The 17,234-nt window shown below is 66.8% G+C and carries 15 protein-coding genes; 14 read left to right on the top strand and 1 reads right to left on the bottom strand.

Features of this window, described 5'->3' with window-relative positions; genetic code table 11:
* The first annotated feature begins 179 nt into the window (after window positions 1–179).
* Together SPHPHY_RS20530 and SPHPHY_RS0117090 are read left to right on the top strand one after the other, a co-directional pair.
* Window positions 180–1,928 (top strand): gamma-glutamyltransferase family protein, encoded by a 1,749-nt coding sequence (locus SPHPHY_RS20530; protein WP_196802186.1) that lies wholly within the window; start codon window positions 180–182, stop codon window positions 1,926–1,928.
* A 378-nt stretch (window positions 1,929–2,306) separates the two neighbouring features.
* Window positions 2,307–2,597 (top strand): hypothetical protein, encoded by a 291-nt coding sequence (locus SPHPHY_RS0117090; protein WP_022687907.1) that lies wholly within the window; start codon window positions 2,307–2,309, stop codon window positions 2,595–2,597.
* A gap of 64 nt (window positions 2,598–2,661) precedes the next feature.
* Here the strand turns inward: SPHPHY_RS0117090 and SPHPHY_RS0117085 are convergent, their stop codons facing one another.
* Window positions 2,662–3,687, bottom strand: coding sequence for a quinone-dependent dihydroorotate dehydrogenase (locus SPHPHY_RS0117085; protein ID WP_028057064.1), 1,026 nt, complete (start codon window positions 3,685–3,687; stop codon window positions 2,662–2,664).
* Between the two features lie 283 nt (window positions 3,688–3,970).
* Here SPHPHY_RS0117085 and SPHPHY_RS0117080 point away from each other — a divergent pair, with 283 nt between their 5' ends.
* The 12 genes from SPHPHY_RS0117080 (at window position 3,971) to glgC (ending at window position 17,232) form a co-directional block, all read left to right on the top strand.
* Window positions 3,971–4,414 (top strand): RrF2 family transcriptional regulator, encoded by a 444-nt coding sequence (locus tag SPHPHY_RS0117080; RefSeq protein WP_022687905.1) that lies wholly within the window; start codon window positions 3,971–3,973, stop codon window positions 4,412–4,414.
* A 2-nt stretch (window positions 4,415–4,416) separates the two neighbouring features.
* Window positions 4,417–5,892, top strand: a complete 1,476-nt coding sequence (gene sufB, locus SPHPHY_RS0117075) for a Fe-S cluster assembly protein SufB (protein ID WP_022687904.1) — start codon at window positions 4,417–4,419, stop codon at window positions 5,890–5,892.
* On the top strand, window positions 5,889–6,137 hold the full coding sequence (locus SPHPHY_RS22090; protein ID WP_156025128.1) for a hypothetical protein: 249 nt from the start codon (window positions 5,889–5,891) through the stop codon (window positions 6,135–6,137). The genes sufB and SPHPHY_RS22090 overlap by 4 nt, the downstream gene beginning before the upstream one ends.
* A gap of 7 nt (window positions 6,138–6,144) precedes the next feature.
* Window positions 6,145–6,888: a Fe-S cluster assembly ATPase SufC gene (sufC, locus tag SPHPHY_RS0117070; protein WP_022687903.1), complete on the top strand. Its 744-nt coding sequence runs from the start codon at window positions 6,145–6,147 to the stop codon at window positions 6,886–6,888.
* Window positions 6,885–7,949, top strand: coding sequence for a SufD family Fe-S cluster assembly protein (locus SPHPHY_RS0117065; RefSeq protein ID WP_022687902.1), 1,065 nt, complete (start codon window positions 6,885–6,887; stop codon window positions 7,947–7,949). Before sufC ends, SPHPHY_RS0117065 begins: the two co-directional genes overlap by 4 nt.
* Window positions 7,950–8,031: 82 nt before the next feature.
* The gene (locus tag SPHPHY_RS0117060; RefSeq protein WP_022687901.1) at window positions 8,032–9,249 is read left to right on the top strand and encodes an aminotransferase class V-fold PLP-dependent enzyme; all 1,218 of its coding nucleotides are present in this window, start codon (window positions 8,032–8,034) and stop codon (window positions 9,247–9,249) included.
* On the top strand, window positions 9,246–9,725 hold the full coding sequence (locus SPHPHY_RS0117055; RefSeq protein ID WP_022687900.1) for an SUF system Fe-S cluster assembly protein: 480 nt from the start codon (window positions 9,246–9,248) through the stop codon (window positions 9,723–9,725). Before SPHPHY_RS0117060 ends, SPHPHY_RS0117055 begins: the two co-directional genes overlap by 4 nt.
* A complete protein-coding gene (locus tag SPHPHY_RS0117050) occupies window positions 9,725–10,078 on the top strand; it encodes a HesB/IscA family protein (RefSeq protein ID WP_022687899.1) in 354 nt (117 codons plus the stop codon). The genes SPHPHY_RS0117055 and SPHPHY_RS0117050 overlap by 1 nt, the downstream gene beginning before the upstream one ends.
* A gap of 96 nt (window positions 10,079–10,174) precedes the next feature.
* Entirely contained in the window at window positions 10,175–11,080 is a 906-nt protein-coding gene (locus SPHPHY_RS20525) for a YihY/virulence factor BrkB family protein (RefSeq protein ID WP_022687898.1), read from the top strand.
* A gap of 31 nt (window positions 11,081–11,111) precedes the next feature.
* A complete protein-coding gene (locus SPHPHY_RS0117040; protein ID WP_022687897.1) occupies window positions 11,112–13,535 on the top strand; it encodes a glycogen/starch/alpha-glucan phosphorylase in 2,424 nt (807 codons plus the stop codon).
* The gene (glgB, locus tag SPHPHY_RS0117035) at window positions 13,532–15,703 is read left to right on the top strand and encodes a 1,4-alpha-glucan branching protein GlgB (protein ID WP_022687896.1); all 2,172 of its coding nucleotides are present in this window, start codon (window positions 13,532–13,534) and stop codon (window positions 15,701–15,703) included. The genes SPHPHY_RS0117040 and glgB overlap by 4 nt, the downstream gene beginning before the upstream one ends.
* Window positions 15,704–15,969: 266 nt before the next feature.
* A complete protein-coding gene (glgC, locus tag SPHPHY_RS0117025) occupies window positions 15,970–17,232 on the top strand; it encodes a glucose-1-phosphate adenylyltransferase (RefSeq protein ID WP_081645350.1) in 1,263 nt (420 codons plus the stop codon).
* Window positions 17,233–17,234 lie beyond the last annotated feature (2 nt).

Genomic DNA, 17,234 nt, shown 5'->3' with positions numbered 1-17,234 from the left:
TCTCCTTGGCCGCGCGTGTCGCGCTTTTCGCTTCACCATGCCAAGGATTTAGGCGCCGCGCCAGCATGGACGCCGGGCTGCGCCGCCGCTACCGCCGTACGAGGGCGCCAGCATGGACGGTGCCCGGCGGCGCCGCTATCGCGGGCACGATGATCGGCACGGGATACGGCACCATGCGCATGCGCATTCTTCTTCTCGGCGCGGCGCTGTCATGGTCGGCGGGCTGTGCCACGCCGCGCGCCGCCGTGGCGCCCACCCCCGCCGCTGCTTCCGCCAGCGCTCCCGCGACGCCGTCCAGCCCGGCGCAGATCTTCGTCGTCGCGGCCAACCCGCTCGCTACCGACGCCGGCATGGCGGTTCTGCGGCGTGGCGGCTCGGCAGTCGACGCTGCGGTTGCGGTGCAGGCGATGCTGTCGCTGGTTGAGCCGCAAAGCTCGGGCGTCGGCGGCGGCGCGTTCATGACCTGGTACGATGCCGCGGCGCGGCAGGTGCGCGTCTACGACGGTCGTGAGACGGCCCCGGCCGGCGCGACGCCGGACATGTTCCTCGACGACGGCGGTCGCCCGCTGCCGTTCGCGCAGGCGGTGCTCAGCGGGCGCGCGACCGGTGTGCCCGGCGCGGTCAGGATGCTGGCGTTGGCGCAGGCGGAGCACGGGCGGCTGCCGTGGCGGACCTTGTTCGCCGATGCGCAGCGCACCGCGCGTGACGGCTTCCTCGTGTCGCCACGGCTCGGCCGCTTCCTCGCGGGCACGTACGCAGAGCTCGGCGCGCCCGACGTGCGCGCCTATTTCGCGCGCCCCGGCGGCGGGTTGCTGCGCGCCGGCGACCGGTTGCGCAACCCCGCCTACGCCGCCTTCCTGGGACGATTGGCCAGCGAAGGCCCCGACGCGCTCTACACCGGCGCCACGGCACGGCGGATCGTCGCGCGGGTGACGCAGGGGCCGCTCGCCGGCACGATGACGCTCGGCGATCTCGCCGCCTATCGCCCGCTGGTGCGTGCACCGGTGTGCGCGCCGTACCGCGTGCTGCTGGTCTGCGCGCCGCCGCCGCCTGCCAGCGGGGTCGGGTTGCTGGAACTGCTCGGCCTGCTGGAGCGCACCGATATCGCCGCGCGCGGTGCCGACGATCCGCAGGCATGGTTCCTGTTCGCGGAGGCCAGTCGGCTGATGTACGCCGATCGTGATCGCTATGTCGGCGATCCCGCCTTCGTCGACGTGCCCGTCGCCGGTCTGCTCGACCCGGCTTATCTCGCGCAGCGTGCGCGGCTGATCGGGACACGCGCCGGCCCGGCGCCCGCGCCCGGCACGCCCGCCGGCGCGACGATGCCCGCCGCCGACCGTACGCTGGAGCCGACTGGCACCTCGCATTTCGTGGTCGGCGATGCGCGCGGCAACGTCGTGTCGATCACCACCACGGTCGAATCGATCTTCGGGTCGGGGCGGATGGTCGACGGGTTCTTCCTCAACAACCAGATGACCGATTTCTCGTTCAGCCCGCGCGATGCCGCCGGTCGGCCGGCTGCGAATGCCGTGGCGGCGGGAAAGCGCCCGCGTTCGTCGATGACGCCGCTGCTGCTGCTCGATGCCGGGCGCGGCTTCGTCGGCGCGCTCGGCTCGGCCGGGGGCAACGCGATCCTCGCCTATGTCGGCAAGGCGGCGGTGGCGGCGATCGACTGGAAGCTGCCGATGCAGCAGGCGCTGGCGCTTCCCAACCTGATCGCGCGCGGCGACAGTTTCCAGGGCGAGGCGAACCGCATTCCCACGGCGGTGCGCGACGGGCTGGCGGCGCGCGGCATCGTCGTGCGGCCCGGGCAGGGCGAGGACTCCGGCCTGCACGGCATCATCCTGCGCGACGGCCGGCTGGACGGCGGCTACGATCCGCGCCGCGAAGGCAAGGTGGCGATCGAGCCGGCGCCCGTCGTACGCTGAGTCGTCATCGCCGACCCGACACCGGTCAGGTGCGTGTGCGGGGGGACGTTGTCGGCCGCTCGGCGCCCGCTCGGCGCGATTCGCGGCCAGCTGGTTGCCGACATGCAAGCGGCAGTCGGGCGCGACAGGCGCCACGCCGCCGCGGCTGGCTGCGGTTCGATCATCGAGCAGTCATGCCGCACGGGTTTTCAACGCCGGATCATGATTGTCGTTTCCGATCGCTGACTTGGACGCGCTCCTGGTGTCACCGCATCGGAGGCTGCACTGCCAGCGCACCGGCAGGGCGGCGCTTTGACTTGAACGTTATGCCGAAATGCTTGACACCCGGTGGCCGCAGCGCGTTATCTTGTGAAACAGATTAAGACTGAAAGGACCGTGATGCGCCTTCTCCTTGTCCCCGCGATCGCCATTGCGATGGCGGCCCCTGCATCCGCCCAATGGCTTGGGTTCGGCGGCACTCTCGATACTCCCTACACGCCAATGATTGGCTTGGAACCAGTGTCCATCACCGGGAACATCGTTACGCCGACCATGAAGCGGCAAAAGATCGCGGCGGCGGACAAGCTACGCGCCGAGGTGCAGATGATGCTCGCCCGGAACGACGGCGACCTTTCGCAGACCCAGATCGCGTACATACGGAAGCAGGTGCGTCGGATCCGCGGAGACTAACGTGCGCTGAAGGCGGCGGGCGCACCGACGGCCTGGCGCGAATGCCCGCGAACGCACGCGGTAGTTAAGCCCCCACCGCAGCCGCCACGCTCGCGAACCCGTCGCGCGCGAGGCATTCGGCCAGTTCCGCGACCACCCGTCGCGGAAGCCCCGGGCCATCATAGACCAGCGCGGAATACAGCTGCACAAGGCTCGCGCCGGCGCGGATCCGTGCATACGCCTCCGCGCCGCTGTCGATCCCGCCCGCCGCGATCAACGCCACGTGCCCGCCGGTCGCCGCGCGCACTTCGCGTAGCTTGTCCGCCGCCAGCGTCCGCAGCGGTGCGCCCGAAAGCCCGCCGGTCTCGCTGCCATGCGCACTGCGCAGCGCCGGTCGCGAGATCGTGGTGTTCCCGATCACCAGTGCATCGACGCCGCCGTCGATCGCCGCCCTGGCGACCCCGTCGATCCCCGCCGCATCCAGGTCGGGCGCGATCTTCAGGAACAGCGGCGTCGCCCCGCGCACCGCGCCGCACGCCGCCAGCAATTCGGTCAGCGCCGCGCCCTGTTGCAGGTCGCGCAGCCCGGGCGTGTTCGGGGAGCTGACGTTGATCGTCACATAATCGGCGATCGGTGCCGCGGCCGCGACGCCCGCGACATAATCCGCCACGCGATCGGTCGCGTCCTTGTTCGCGCCGACGTTGATCCCCAGCACGCCGCCGCGCCGGTCCGCCGCCTGCGCGCGCGCGATCCCCGCCGCCAGCCCGCCGTTGTTGAACCCCATGCGGTTGATGACGGCGCGGTCCTCGACCAGCCGGAACAGCCGCGGCTTAGGATTGCCGGGCTGCGCGCGCGGGGTCAGCGTGCCGACCTCGACCGAGCCGAAGCCCAGCGCCATCAACCCGGTGATCGCGCGCGCATCCTTGTCGAGCCCCGCCGCCAGCCCGACCGGATTGGGAAAGCTGACGCCTGCCACGGTTATCGCAAGCCGCGGTATCGCGCCCGCAAGCGGCGCGTGCAGCGTGCCCCAGCCGCCCAGCGCCCGGATCGCCAGCACATGCGCGGTTTCGGGATCGAGCGACCGCGCAAGGCGGGAGAACAGGTCGGCCATGCTTCGGCGTTTCGCGACCGCATCGCACAAGATCAAGCCCGGCGAATTGTAAATCTTGCTGGTGCCGATGTCGCATCCATCCAATCCAGCGTGGCGAATCATTGGCATAGCAGGGGTGCGACCCGAAGGGCCTCCGAAAGGAGGCCACTTTACCTGAAGGGCCCGGCGTCACGCCGGGCCCTTTTTTTGTGCGCGGTTGATTTCGCGTGCGCGAACGACCATCTGCCAATCGGAACGATTCGATCCGATTTGAGAGTGGTTCGCAAGTGATGCACCAGAAATCATGAGGCTATCCAGCCTGACCGATTATGCGGTGGTGCTGCTCGGCGCCGCGGCGCGGCATTGCGGCGGCCTGGCGCGGCAGAATGCGACCGTGCTCGCCGAGGAAACCGGTGTGCCGCTGCCCACCGCGCAGAAGCTGGTCAGCAAGCTGGCCGCGGCCGGGCTGATCGACAGCGCGCGTGGTACGGGCGGCGGCATCCGCCTCTCGCGCCCGCCGGCGTCGATCACGCTTGCGGACATCGTCGAGGCGGTCGAGGGGCCGATCGCGATGACGTCGTGCGTGGATGCCGCAAATCACGATTGCGCGATCGAAGGAAATTGCCGGGTGAAGCCGCACTGGAGTGCGGTGAACCAGGCGGTGCGCGGTGCGCTGGCGGGGATCACGCTGGCGCAACTCGCCGCAGACGCGCCGGTGGCGCAGCAGCAGATGAAGGTTGAGGCATAATCATGGCCACCAAGAACGCCGAAGCGCACGCCGCCGTCGCGAAGACCTATGAATGGGGCTTCTCGTCCGACATCGAACAGGACTTCGCGCCCAAGGGGCTGAGCGAAGATACGGTGCGCTATATCTCCGCCAAGAAGAACGAGCCGGAATGGATGCTGGACTGGCGCCTGAAGGCGTTCCGGTTGTGGCAGACGCTTGAGGCGCCGGACTGGGCGAAACTCAACGTGCCGCCGATCGACTATCAAGATGCGTATTATTACGCCGAACCCAAGGCGAAGCCGAAGCTGGGGTCGCTGGACGAGGTCGATCCGGAAATCCTGCGCGTCTACGAAAAGCTCGGCATCCCGATCGCGGAGCAGAAGATGCTCGCCGGCGTCGACGACGGTGAGACCCCGCAGCGCCGCGTCGCGGTGGATGCGGTGTTCGACAGCGTGTCGGTCGCCACCACCTTCCGCAAGGAACTGGAAGCGGCGGGCGTGATCTTCCGTTCGATCAGCGAGGCGATTCGCGAATATCCCGACCTTGTCCGCAAGTGGCTGGGCAAGGTCGTGCCGCAGCGCGACAATTACTTTGCGACGCTCAACAGCGCGGTCTTCTCCGACGGCACCTTCGTCTACATACCCGAGGGCGTGCGTTGCCCGATGGAATTGTCGACCTATTTCCGCATCAATGCGGAAAATACCGGCCAGTTCGAACGCACGCTGATCGTCGCTGACAAGGGCAGCTACGTCAGCTATCTGGAGGGGTGCACCGCGCCGATGCGCGACGAGAACCAGCTCCACGCGGCGGTGGTGGAACTGGTCGTGCTCGACGATGCCGAGATCAAATATTCGACCGTCCAGAACTGGTACCCCGGAGACGAGAACGGCGTTGGCGGCATCTACAATTTCGTCACCAAGCGCGCGCTGTGTCAGGGCCGCAACAGCAAGGTGTCGTGGACGCAGGTCGAGACCGGCAGCGCGATCACGTGGAAATATCCGTCGTGCGTGCTGGCGGGCGACGGCTCGGTCGGTGAGTTCTACTCGGTGGCGGTCACCAACAACCGCCAGCAGGCCGATACCGGCACGAAGATGATCCACCTCGGCAAGAACACGAAGTCGACGATCGTCTCGAAGGGGATCAGCGCCGGGCGCAGCGACAACACGTACCGTGGCCTCGTCCGCGTCGCGCCGACCGCCGAGAACGTCCGCAACTTCACGCAATGCGACTCGCTGTTGCTGTCGGATCAGTGCGGCGCGCATACCGTGCCGTATATCGAGGTGAAGAACCCGTCGGCGCAGATCGAGCACGAGGCGACTACGTCGAAGATCAGCGAGGACCAGCTGTTCTATGCGATGTCGCGCGGTCTGGATGCCGAGGCGGCGGTGGCGCTGATCGTCAACGGCTTCGCGCGCGAAGTCCTGCAGCAACTCCCGATGGAGTTCGCGGTCGAGGCGCAGAAGCTGTTGGGAATCAGCCTCGAGGGGAGCGTTGGGTGAATCGGCTTGGCTCGCTCCAACCGGTCTTGTTGCCCGCGCTGCCGATCGGTGCCGCGCTTTTAGCGGCCGTGGCGCTAGATCGTGACTTATGGTTTGCGGTGCCGCTTGCCGCGGTGCTGATGGTTGTTGTTGGCAGCTTGTCCTTCCTTATCGACCGCAGCGGCCGCTGGCCCCTGCATTCGGTGATTGGTGGCGTGGCGGGCTGGGTGGCAAGCGTCGCCGTACTCACGAACATTCATAGTTGAGAAGTTGATGCTGAAAATCGAAAACCTGCACGCCGAGATCGACGGCAAGGAAATCCTCAAGGGCCTTTCGCTCGAAGTAAACGCGGGCGAGATCCATGCGATCATGGGCCCGAACGGCGCGGGCAAGTCGACGCTCGGCTACGTGCTCGGCGGGCGCCCCGGCTACGAAGTGACCGCCGGTAGCGTCACGTTCAACGGCGAGGATCTTCTCGAAAAGGAACCGCACGAGCGGGCCGCCGCCGGCGTGTTCCTCGGCTTCCAGTATCCGGTCGAGATCCCCGGCGTCTCGAACGTCCAGTTCCTGCGCGAATCGCTCAACGCGCAACGCGCCAGCCGCGGCGAGAAGCCGCTGTCGGGCGCCGAGTTCCTGAAGATCGCCCGCGCGCAGGCCGACGCGCTGGGCCTCCAGCAGGACATGCTCAAGCGCCCGGTCAACGTCGGCTTCTCCGGCGGCGAGAAGAAGCGCAACGAGATGGTGCAGATGGGCATCATCGATCCCGCCTTCGCCATCCTCGACGAAACCGATTCGGGGCTCGACATCGACGCGCTGCGCATCGTCGGCGACGGCATCAACCGCATCATGCGCCAGCCGACGAAGGCGGTGCTGCTCATCACCCACTATCAGCGGCTGCTCGATTACGTGCAGCCCGATCGTGTCCACGTCCTCGCCGATGGCCGCATCACGCGTTCGGGCGGGCCGGAACTGGCGCACGAACTGGAGCGGCAGGGCTATGCAGAGGCTGCCGCATGACCCTCGACCTCCCTTCAACCCGCGAGGAAGCGTGGCGCTGGGCGGACCTCGGCGGGATCGCCGCCGCCGCCGCGCTGGGTGCGATCACGCGCCCCGACGCGCAATTCCTCGACCTGCCCGGGGCGAAGTTGCTGTTCGTCGATGGCGTCCTCGATGACGCCGCCAGCGAGCTGCACCGCGTCCGGGTCGGCCCGCTGACCCCGGGCGAGCACGCCCTCGGCAAGCGCGCCACCACCGGCTGGTCTCTCCACCTCGACGAACAGGCGGTCGCACACCCCGTGCAGGTCGTGCACGTCGCGACCGGTGCCGAAAACCATCTCGCCGCCGAGATCGTGCTGGGCGCCGATACCTCCGCGCAGGTCGTGGAGACGTTCGTCGGCGCCGGCTGGTCGAACCGCAACACCCGTATCCGCCTCGGCAAGGCCGCGCGGCTGATGCGCGCCGTCCGCATGACGCAGGCGGCCGGCTTCGTGTCGTTGCGTGACGAAGCCGAACTTGGCGAGGGCGCCAGCCTGGTCGGCACGATGCTGGCCGCCGGCGACCACGGCGTGCGCATCGACGCCGCGATCACGCTGGCGGGCGAGGGCGGTTACGCGGAATATGGCGGCGCGCTGCTCACCCGCGACCGGTTGCGGCAGGAATGCGCGGTCCGCGTCCGCCACGCGCAGCCCAACGGACAGTCGCACCAGCTCTGGCGCGCAGTCGCTGCCGACCAGTCGCAGGCGAGCCTCGCCGCCGCGGTCGAGGTCGCGCGCCATGCGCAGAAGACCGACGGCGAACAGAGTCTGCGCGGGCTGCTCCTGCACCGCACCGCGACCGTCAACCTCAAGCCGGAGCTGGAGATCTTCGCCGACGACGTGAAGTGCGCGCACGGCGCGACGGTCGGCGAGCTGGATCGCCGCGCGTTGTTCTACATGGAAAGCCGCGGCATCCCCGCCGCGCGCGCGAAGGCGCTGCTGACCCGCGCGTTCGTGGCCGACGCGATCGACCGCATCGGTGACGAGACGGTGCGCGAGGCGTTCGCCGCCGACGCCGATGCCTGGCTGGAGAGCGCACTGTGACCCCGCGCGCTTCATTTTCTCCGCGCACGGCGTTTGGCACCACCTTTGCCAACATCCGCGCGCGAAACCGCGGATCGCGCTCATGACCGACACTGCGCTCGGGCTCGACCGCCCGCTCGACATGGTCGCCGATTTCCCTGGGATCCCGGAGGGTTGGGCGTATCTCGACACCGCCGCCACCGCGCAGAAGCCGCGCGCCGTGATCGATGCGATCGCGCACGGCTACGATACGACCTACGCTACCGTCCACCGCGGGGTGTATCAACGTTCCGCGGACATGACGCTCGCTTACGAGGCCGCCCGCGCCAACATCGGCGACCTGATCGGCGCGCCCGCGAACGAGATCGTGTTCGTGCGCGGCGCCACCGAGGCGATCAACCTCGTCGCGCAATGCCACGCGGCCGTCACGTTGAACGCCGGTGACCGCATCCTGCTGTCGATGCTGGAGCATCACAGCAACATCGTGCCGTGGCAGATGGTCGCCGAGCGCGTCGGCGCCGCGATCGACGTCGTTCCGCTCACCGCCGACCATCGTATCGACCTGGATGCGATGGCGGCGATGATCCGGCCGGAACACAAGCTTGTCGCGCTGGCGCACGTCTCGAACGTGCTCGGCTCGGTCCTCGACGTGGCACGCGCCAGCGAGATCGCGCATTCGGTAGGCGCGAAGATCCTGATCGACGGCTGTCAGGCGGTGCCGCGCATCGCGGTCGACGTCGCCGCCCTCGGTTGTGATTTCTACGTCTTTTCCGGGCACAAGCTCTACGGGCCGACCGGGATCGGCGTGCTGTGGGCGCGGGCCGAGTTGCTGGACGCCATGCCGCCGTACCAGGGCGGCGGATCGATGATCGACCGCGTGTCGTTCGAACGCACCACCTATGCCCCCGCGCCGACCCGATTCGAGGCGGGGACGCCGCATATCGTCGGCGCACTCGGGCTCTCCGCGGCGGTCGATTACGTGCGGGCGATCGGGCTCGATCGCATCCATGCGCACGAAACCGCGCTGGTCGCGGAAGCGCGCGCGGCACTGTCGCGGATCAATTCGATCCGCGTGCTGGGGCCGGATGACAGCGCCGGGATCGTCTCCTTCGTGATGGAGGGGGTGCATCCGCACGACATCGGCACCATCTTGGACGAGAGCCGGGTCGCGATCCGCGCCGGGCATCATTGCGCGCAGCCGTTGATGGCGGCGCTGGGCGTGGAGTCGACGGCGCGCGCCAGCTTCGCGGTCTATAACGGGCCCGATGACGTGGCGGCGCTGGTGGCCGGGATCGAGCGAGTGAAAAGGATTTTCGGATGAGCGAATCCGTCAGGAGCGAAACGGTGGAGGCGGTAGAAAAGCCGCCGCGTGCGCAGGTGTCCGATGCACCGGAAATTGCTTCGGAGCAGGCGGGCGGACCACGTCAGCGCGACTATCTGTCTGGTTTCCTTGCACAAAAGCCAGCGACTGGTGATGCGGCGCACGAACCCGGCGGCGCGCTGTACGAATCGGTGATCGACGCGTTGAAGGACATCTTCGACCCCGAAATTCCGGTGAACATCTATGATCTCGGGCTGATCTACGGCGTCGAGGTGACCGGGGACGGCCACGCCGCGGTCACGATGACCCTGACGACGCCGAATTGCCCGGTCGCCGAGTCGATGCCCGGCGAGGTCGAGATGCGCGTCGCGGCGGTGCCCGGGATCGCCTTTGCCGACGTCAACCTCGTCTGGGATCCGCCGTGGGATCCGCAGAAGATGTCCGACGATGCGCGGCTTGAATTGGGAATGCTGTGATGGCCACCACGCTCCGCGCGCGTCCCGCGCCGCTGTTGCTCACCCCGGCGGCCGAGGCGCGCATCGCCGACCTGATGGCGCGCGCGCCGGATGGGGCGATCGGTGTGAAGCTGTCGACCCCGCGCCGCGGCTGTTCGGGGCTCGCCTATTCGGTCGATTATGTCAGCGAGGCGAAGCCGATGGACGAACGTATCGAGACCCCCGGCGGCATCCTGTTCGTCGACGGCGGCTCGATCCTCTACCTGATCGGCTCGACGATGAACTGGGTCGAGGACGATTTCACCGCCGGGTTCGTTTTCGCGAATCCCAATGCCAAGGGTGCGTGCGGCTGCGGAGAGAGCTTCACGGTCTGACTCAGGCCGCCACCTGCGCACGGTGACGCGCGCCGATGGACGCAAAACGACATAACCGCCGGGAGCCTCCGCGCTCCCGCTGCGTTCGCCTCCGTAATGAAGATCGACCTGTCCTCCGCCGACCTGTGGCGTGCCTTCCGAAGTGACTGGTGGGGGCAGATGAAATCCGCCTACACCGCGTCCAACGATGACAACCTCGGTCTGATCGCCGCCGGCGCGGCGTTCTATATCATTTCGTCGATCGCCCCGATCCTCGCGGTCACGGTCTTTACCTACGGGCTGTTCGCGGACGCGGCGTCGGTGCAGCAGGATATTCGCGAGTTGTTCACGATGCTGCCTGGCGACGTCGCGTCGCTGATCGGGCAGCAGCTCGACATCGTCACCTCGGGGTCGCAGGGGCGCAAAGGGCTGGGGCTGGTGATCGCACTGGTGATCGCGCTGTACGGCGGCAGCAAGGCTGCGACCGCGATGATGACTGCGCTGAACGTCGCCTACGAGGTCAAGGAGAAGCGGAGTTTCCTCATCTGGACGCTCACCTCGTTTGCGATCGTGATCGGCGGTATCCTGCTGATATTTCTCGGCATAGCTGCCAGCGCTGTGGTGGCGTTCGTCGGCACGTTGATCCCGTGGTTCCCGGGCGTCGTGCTCGCGCTGATCCGCATCGCCACTTACCTGTTGCTGGCGATGATCGTCATAACCGGCGCTTCGCTGCTCTTCCGCTTCGGACCGTACCGCCACGGCGCGCGCTTGCGCTGGGCGACGCCGGGGACGGTGACCGCGACGATCGTCTGGCTGCTCGCGACCACCGGCTTCAGTATCTACGTCGCAAATTTCGGTAATTATGGCGCGACCTATGGTTCGCTCGGCGCGATCATCGTCGCGCTGACGTGGCTGTGGCTCAGCGTCTACGCCTTCCTGCTCGGCGCCGCGCTCGACGTGCAGGCCTATCGCGGAAAAGCGGTCCGCGATGAAACCGTTGCCGCTCCGGCCTCAGGCGCTTAGGCCTTTGTAGAACATAGATTGGGGGGCGACCGTGACTGAGACCGAAGCCGTGCGACCGCGGGGTCCGCTGGCGCTCAACATCCTCGACACGCTGGTCCACCGCATCGGCAAGGATGAACAGGCCGCCAGGCCGCACGATTGGCTGGCGGCGACGATCCTTACCGTTCGCAACGAGATTATCGAGCGCTGGATGGCCTCCACCAAGGCGGCACATGCGGCCGGCGCCAAGCGCGTCTATTATCTCAGCCTGGAATTTCTGATCGGCCGGCTGTTGCGCGACGCGCTCGCCAACCTGTCGGCTCGCGACGAGGTGGCGGCGGCGCTCGCCGAACTTGGCCTCGACCTTGCCACTTTGGAAGAGATCGAGCCCGATGCCGCGCTCGGCAACGGCGGGCTTGGCCGGTTGGCGGCATGCTTCATGGAAAGCCTCGCCAGCCTGGATCTGCCCGCCTACGGCTATGGCATCCGCTACGTGAACGGTATGTTCCGGCAACGGATCGACGACGGCTGGCAGGTCGAACTGCCGGAGACATGGCTGCAATACGGCAACCCGTGGGAGTTCCGCCGCCGGGAGAGCGCCTATGCGATCGGCTTCGGCGGCGAGGTGCACGGCGACGAAAGCGGTGCGGTCACGTGGAAGCCGGGCGAGCTGGTCGAGGCGCAGGCCGTCGATACGCCGGTCGTCGGGTGGCGCGGGCGGCGCGTCAACACGCTGCGGCTGTGGACCGCGCGCAGCCTCGATCCGTTCAAGCTCGACGCCTTCAACCGCGGCGATTTCGAGGGCGCGATGGCGAATCAGCTGCGCGCCGAGACGCTGGTGCGCGTCCTCTATCCCAATGATACCACCGCGGCGGGGCAGGAGCTGCGACTGCGGCAGGAGTATTTCTTCTCCTCGGCGTCGATCCAGGACATCGTCCGTCGCCACGTGCAGTATTTCGGCGACATCCGAACCTTGCCGGATCGCGCCGCGATTCAGCTCAACGACACCCACCCGGCGGTGTCGGTGGCCGAGTTGATGCGCATCCTGCTCGACGAGCACGGGCTGGGCTTCGACGAGGCATGGGAGATCACGCAGAAGACGTTCGGCTACACCAATCACACGCTGCTGCCCGAGGCGCTGGAAAGCTGGCCCTTGCCGCTGTTCGAGCGGCTGCTGCCACGACACATGCAGTTGGTCTACGCGATCAACGCTACGCTGCTGCGCGCCGCCGCCAAGGTCGAGGGGATCGACGAGCGCGCGATCGCCGCGATCAGCCTGATCGACGAAGGGGGTGAGCGGCGCGTCCGCATGGCCAATCTCGCCTTCGCCGGCGCGCACAGCGTCAACGGCGTGGCGGCGCTGCACACCAGCCTGATGAAGACCACCGTCTTCGCGGACCTGCACCGGCTTTATCCGGACCGCATCAACAACAAGACCAACGGCATCACCCCGCGCCGCTGGCTGCAGGAATGCAATCCCGGCCTGACCTCGTTGATCAAGGAAGCGATTGGCGACGGCTTCACCGACGACGCCGAGCGTCTGACGGCGCTTGCCCCGTTCGCCGAGGACGCCGCTTTCCGAGAGCGCTTCACCGCTGTGAAGCGTGCCAACAAGGTCGCGCTCGCCGAATATCTGCGTGGCGAGATGGGGCTTCGGCTCGATCCGTCGGCGATGTTCGACGTGCAGATCAAGCGCATCCACGAATATAAGCGCCAGCTGCTCAACATCATCGAGACGGTCGCGCTCTACGACCAGATCCGCAGCCACCCCGAGCGTGACTGGACCCCGCGCGTCAAGCTGTTCGCGGGCAAGGCCGCGTCGAGTTATCACCAGGCCAAACTGATCATCAAGCTGGCCGGCGACGTCGCGCGGCGGGTGAACGCCGACCCGTCGATCGGCGGGCTGCTGAAGGTCGCGTTCGTCCCCAATTACAACGTCAGCCTTGCCGAGCGGATGGTGCCCGCCGCCGACCTGTCGGAACAGATCTCGACCGCCGGTATGGAGGCATCGGGCACCGGCAACATGAAGTTCGCGCTGAACGGGGCGCTGACGATCGGCACGCTCGACGGCGCCAACGTCGAGATTCGCGACCATGTCGGTGCGGAGAATATCGTGATCTTCGGGCTGACCGCCGACGAAGTCGCGGCGAAGCGCGCCGACGGCTACGTGCCCCGCGAGGTGATCGAAAATTCGGCGGAACTGGCGCAGGCGGTGAACGCGATCGCCTCTGGCGTGTTCTCACCGGATGACCACGACCGCTACCGCGATCTCATGAACGGCCTGTACGACCATGACTGGTTCATGGTGGCAGCCGATTTCGACGCCTATGCCGCCGCACAGCGCGACGTGGATGCGCGCTGGGGCGATCGCGATGGCTGGGCACGGGCCGCGATCCGCAATGTCGCCAACATGGGGTGGTTCTCCTCCGATCGCACGATCGGGGACTATGCGCGCGACATCTGGGGCGTGAAGTGAAGCCGCCGGTCGCCGCGATCGACGCGCTGCTGGACGGGACCAACGAGGATCCGTTTGCGCTGCTCGGCCCGCACGAAGGGCCGGACGGAACGTTCGCCCGCGTGTGGATACCGGGTGCGGAGGCGGTCACGGCCCGCGCGCTGGACGGCGCGGTGCTGGGGAAGTTGGCGAAGGTCGACGATCGCGGGCTGTTCGAGGGCGTGATCGACGGCGTGCCACAGCCGCTGCGCTACGTCGCGGCTGGCGGCGGCGTCGAATGGTGGGTCACCGATCCGTACAGCTTCGGCCCGGTGCTCGGGCCGACCGACGATTTCCTGATGAACGAAGGCACGCACTTTCGCCTTCACGACAAGATGGGCGCGCACCTGATCGTCCATGAGGGCGCCGAGGGGGTCCATTTCTCGGTCTGGGCGCCCAACGCACGCCGCGTCGCGGTGGTCGGCGACTTCAACGACTGGGATCCGCGCCGCCACGGCATGCGGCGTCGCAACGACACCGGGGTGTGGGAGATATTCCTGCCCGACATCGGTGCTGGCCGCGCCTACAAATACGCGATTACCGGTCCGGACGGTGTGGCCCAGCCGCTGAAAGCAGACCCTTACGCCTTTGCCGCCGAACTGCGCCCGAAGACCGCGTCGCTCACGACGGCGCCGATGCACCATGAATGGGGTGATGCCGCACACCGCGAGGCATGGGCTTCGGTCGACCCGCGCCGCGCACCCATCAGCATCTACGAGGTCCACGCCGGAAGCTGGCAGCGCGACGAGAACGGCTGGTTCCTGACGTGGGACATGCTGGCCGAGCGACTGATCCCCTATGCCGTCGCGATGGGGTTCACCCACATCGAGTTCATGCCGATCTCCGAGCATCCTTACGATCCGAGCTGGGGATACCAGACGACCGGTCTCTACGCGCCGAGTGCGCGGTTCGGCGACCATGAGGGGTTTGCGCGCTTCGTCGACGGCGCACACCGTGCCGGGATCGGCGTGTTGCTCGACTGGGTGCCTGCGCATTTCCCGACCGACGCGCACGGCCTGTCGCGGTTCGACGGTACCGCGCTTTACGAGCATGAAGATCCGCGGCTCGGCTATCATCCCGACTGGAACACCGCGATCTACAATTTCGGCCGGCGCGAGGTATCCGCCTTCCTGGTCAACAATGCCTTGTTCTGGGCCGAGCGCTATCACGTCGACGGGCTGCGCGTCGATGCGGTCGCCTCGATGCTATACCGCGACTACTCGCGCAAGGACGGCGAATGGATCGCCAACCGTGAGGGCGGACGCGAGAACTGGGAAGCGGTCGAGTTCATGCGCGCCGCCAATCGCGCGCTCTATGCCCGCGAACCCGGCGCCTTCACCGTCGCCGAGGAATCGACCAGCTGGCCCGGCGTCTCCGCTCCCGCCTACGACGAAGCCCCGCGCACCGCGCTCGGCTTCGGGTTCAAGTGGAACATGGGCTGGATGCACGACACGCTGAAGTACATGGCGCGCGAACCGGTGCACCGGAAGCACCATCATGCCGCGATCACCTTCGGCCTCGTTTATGCCTTCGACGAGAACTTCGTCCTGCCGATCAGCCACGACGAAGTCGTGCACGGCAAGGGCTCGATGCTGACCAAGATGCCGGGCGATGATTGGCAGAAGTTCGCCAATCTGCGCACCTACTATGCGATGATGTGGGGGTATCCCGGCAAGAAGCTGTTGTTCATGGGGCAGGAGTTTGCGCAGCGGGCCGAGTGGAGCGAGGAGCGCGCGCTCGACTGGGATCTGCTCAATTCGTCCGCGCACGACGGGGTGCGCAAGCTGGTGCGCGATCTCAACCGCCTCTATCGCGAGAAGCGTGCGCTCCACGCGCGCGATTGCGAGCCCGAGGGATTTCGCTGGCTGGTACAGGACGATGCCGAGAATTCGGTGTTCGTCTGGCTGCGCAGCGCACCGGGTGCGCCGCCGATCGCGGTGATCGTCAACATGACGCCCGTGGCGCGGATGCCGTACCGTGTGCCGCTGCCTCACGACGGGCGCTGGCGCGAAGTGCTGAACTCCGATGCGCACGATTATTGGGGATCGGGGCTGGGCAATCTGGGTGGCGTGGTGGCCACCGGCGGCTATGCCGACGTGACATTGCCGCCGTTGGCGACGGTGATGCTGGAATGGGAGCCCGCGGCGTGAGCGCGGCTCAGCCGATCCGGCTGACCAGCATGAAGATCGCGCTCCAGGCGATCAGCGACGGTACGATCGCCAGCGCGACGCCGCGGATCAAACCATCGGAGGAGCGCTGCAGATGAGCGTGGTGCATCGGGAATCCTCTCTCTCAACTTTTTTAGGTCTTGATACGCACGCACTTACATCCTGCGCACCTTCTAGTGAGTGCTGCATGACAATCGTGTTAACGTCAAATGAACAACTCGTAAAGATGCAGGGTAGGAGAGCCTCACGTGGATGAACGCAGAAACCAGCCGCTGGCACGCGATGCCATGGCCTATGTTCTCGCGGGAGGACGCGGCAGCCGCCTCAAGGAACTAACCGATACGCGCGCGAAACCAGCCGTCTATTTCGGAGGAAAGAGCCGCATCATCGACTTCGCCCTGTCGAACGCGATCAACTCGGGCATTCGTCGCATCGGCGTTGCTACCCAATACAAGGCGCATTCGCTGATCCGCCATCTTCAGCGTGGCTGGAACTTCCTGCGGCCGGAGCGCAACGAGAGCTTCGACATTCTTCCCGCCTCACAGCGTATCAGCGAATTCCAGTGGTATGAGGGGACTGCGGACGCGGTCTACCAGAACATCGATATCATCGCGGAGAGCGCGCCGGAGTTCATGGTCATCCTGGCGGGCGATCATATCTACAAGATGGATTACGAGATCATGCTGCGCCAGCACTGCGACAGCGGTGCCGATGTGACGGTCGCGTGCATGGAAGTCCCGCGAATGGAGGCGGTGGCGTTCGGCGTGATGCACGTCGACAACGACGATCGGATCGTCGATTTCGTCGAGAAGCCCGCCGATCCGCCGGCGATCCCCGGCCAGCCCGACGTCGCGCTCGCCAGCCTCGGCATCTACGTCTTCAACACAAAGCTGTTGATCGAGGAGTTGCGACGCGACGCTGCCACACCGGGATCGAGCCGTGATTTCGGCAAGGACATCATCCCCTATCTGGTCAGGCATGGTCATGCGCACGCGCACCGCTTCTCGGCCAGTTGCGTCCGTTCGCCCGAGGAGCCTGCCGCCTATTGGCGGGATGTCGGGACGGTGGATGCCTATTGGGAAGCGAACATCGACCTCACCGACGTCGTGCCGCAACTCGATCTGTACGACCGCGAGTGGCCGCTCTGGACATATTCCGAGCTGACGCCGCCCGCCAAGTTCGTCCACGACATCGACGGGCGACGCGGGCAAGCGGTGTCGAGCCTTATCGCAGGCGACACGATCATCTCCGGATCGAGCGTCCACCGCAGCCTGGTATCGACGGGCGTACGTGCGCACAGCCATTCGTTGCTCGATGAAGCGGTGGTGCTGCCGTATTGCAAGATCGGTCGTCACGCACGGCTGAGCAAGGTGGTGATCGACCGCGGCGTCATCATCCCCGACGGCCTGATCGTCGGCGAGGATCCCGAGCTCGACGGCCATCGTTTCCGACGTACCGAAAAAGGCGTCTGCCTGATCACGCAACCGATGATCGACCGGCTGGAGCTCTGAGC

The sequence above is a fragment of the Sphingomonas phyllosphaerae 5.2 genome, from assembly GCF_000419605.1.
GTDB lineage: Bacteria > Pseudomonadota > Alphaproteobacteria > Sphingomonadales > Sphingomonadaceae > Sphingomonas > Sphingomonas phyllosphaerae_B.
The sequence above is the reverse complement of the archived record's forward strand: the minus strand, read 5'-3'. Positions and strand labels throughout refer to the sequence as shown.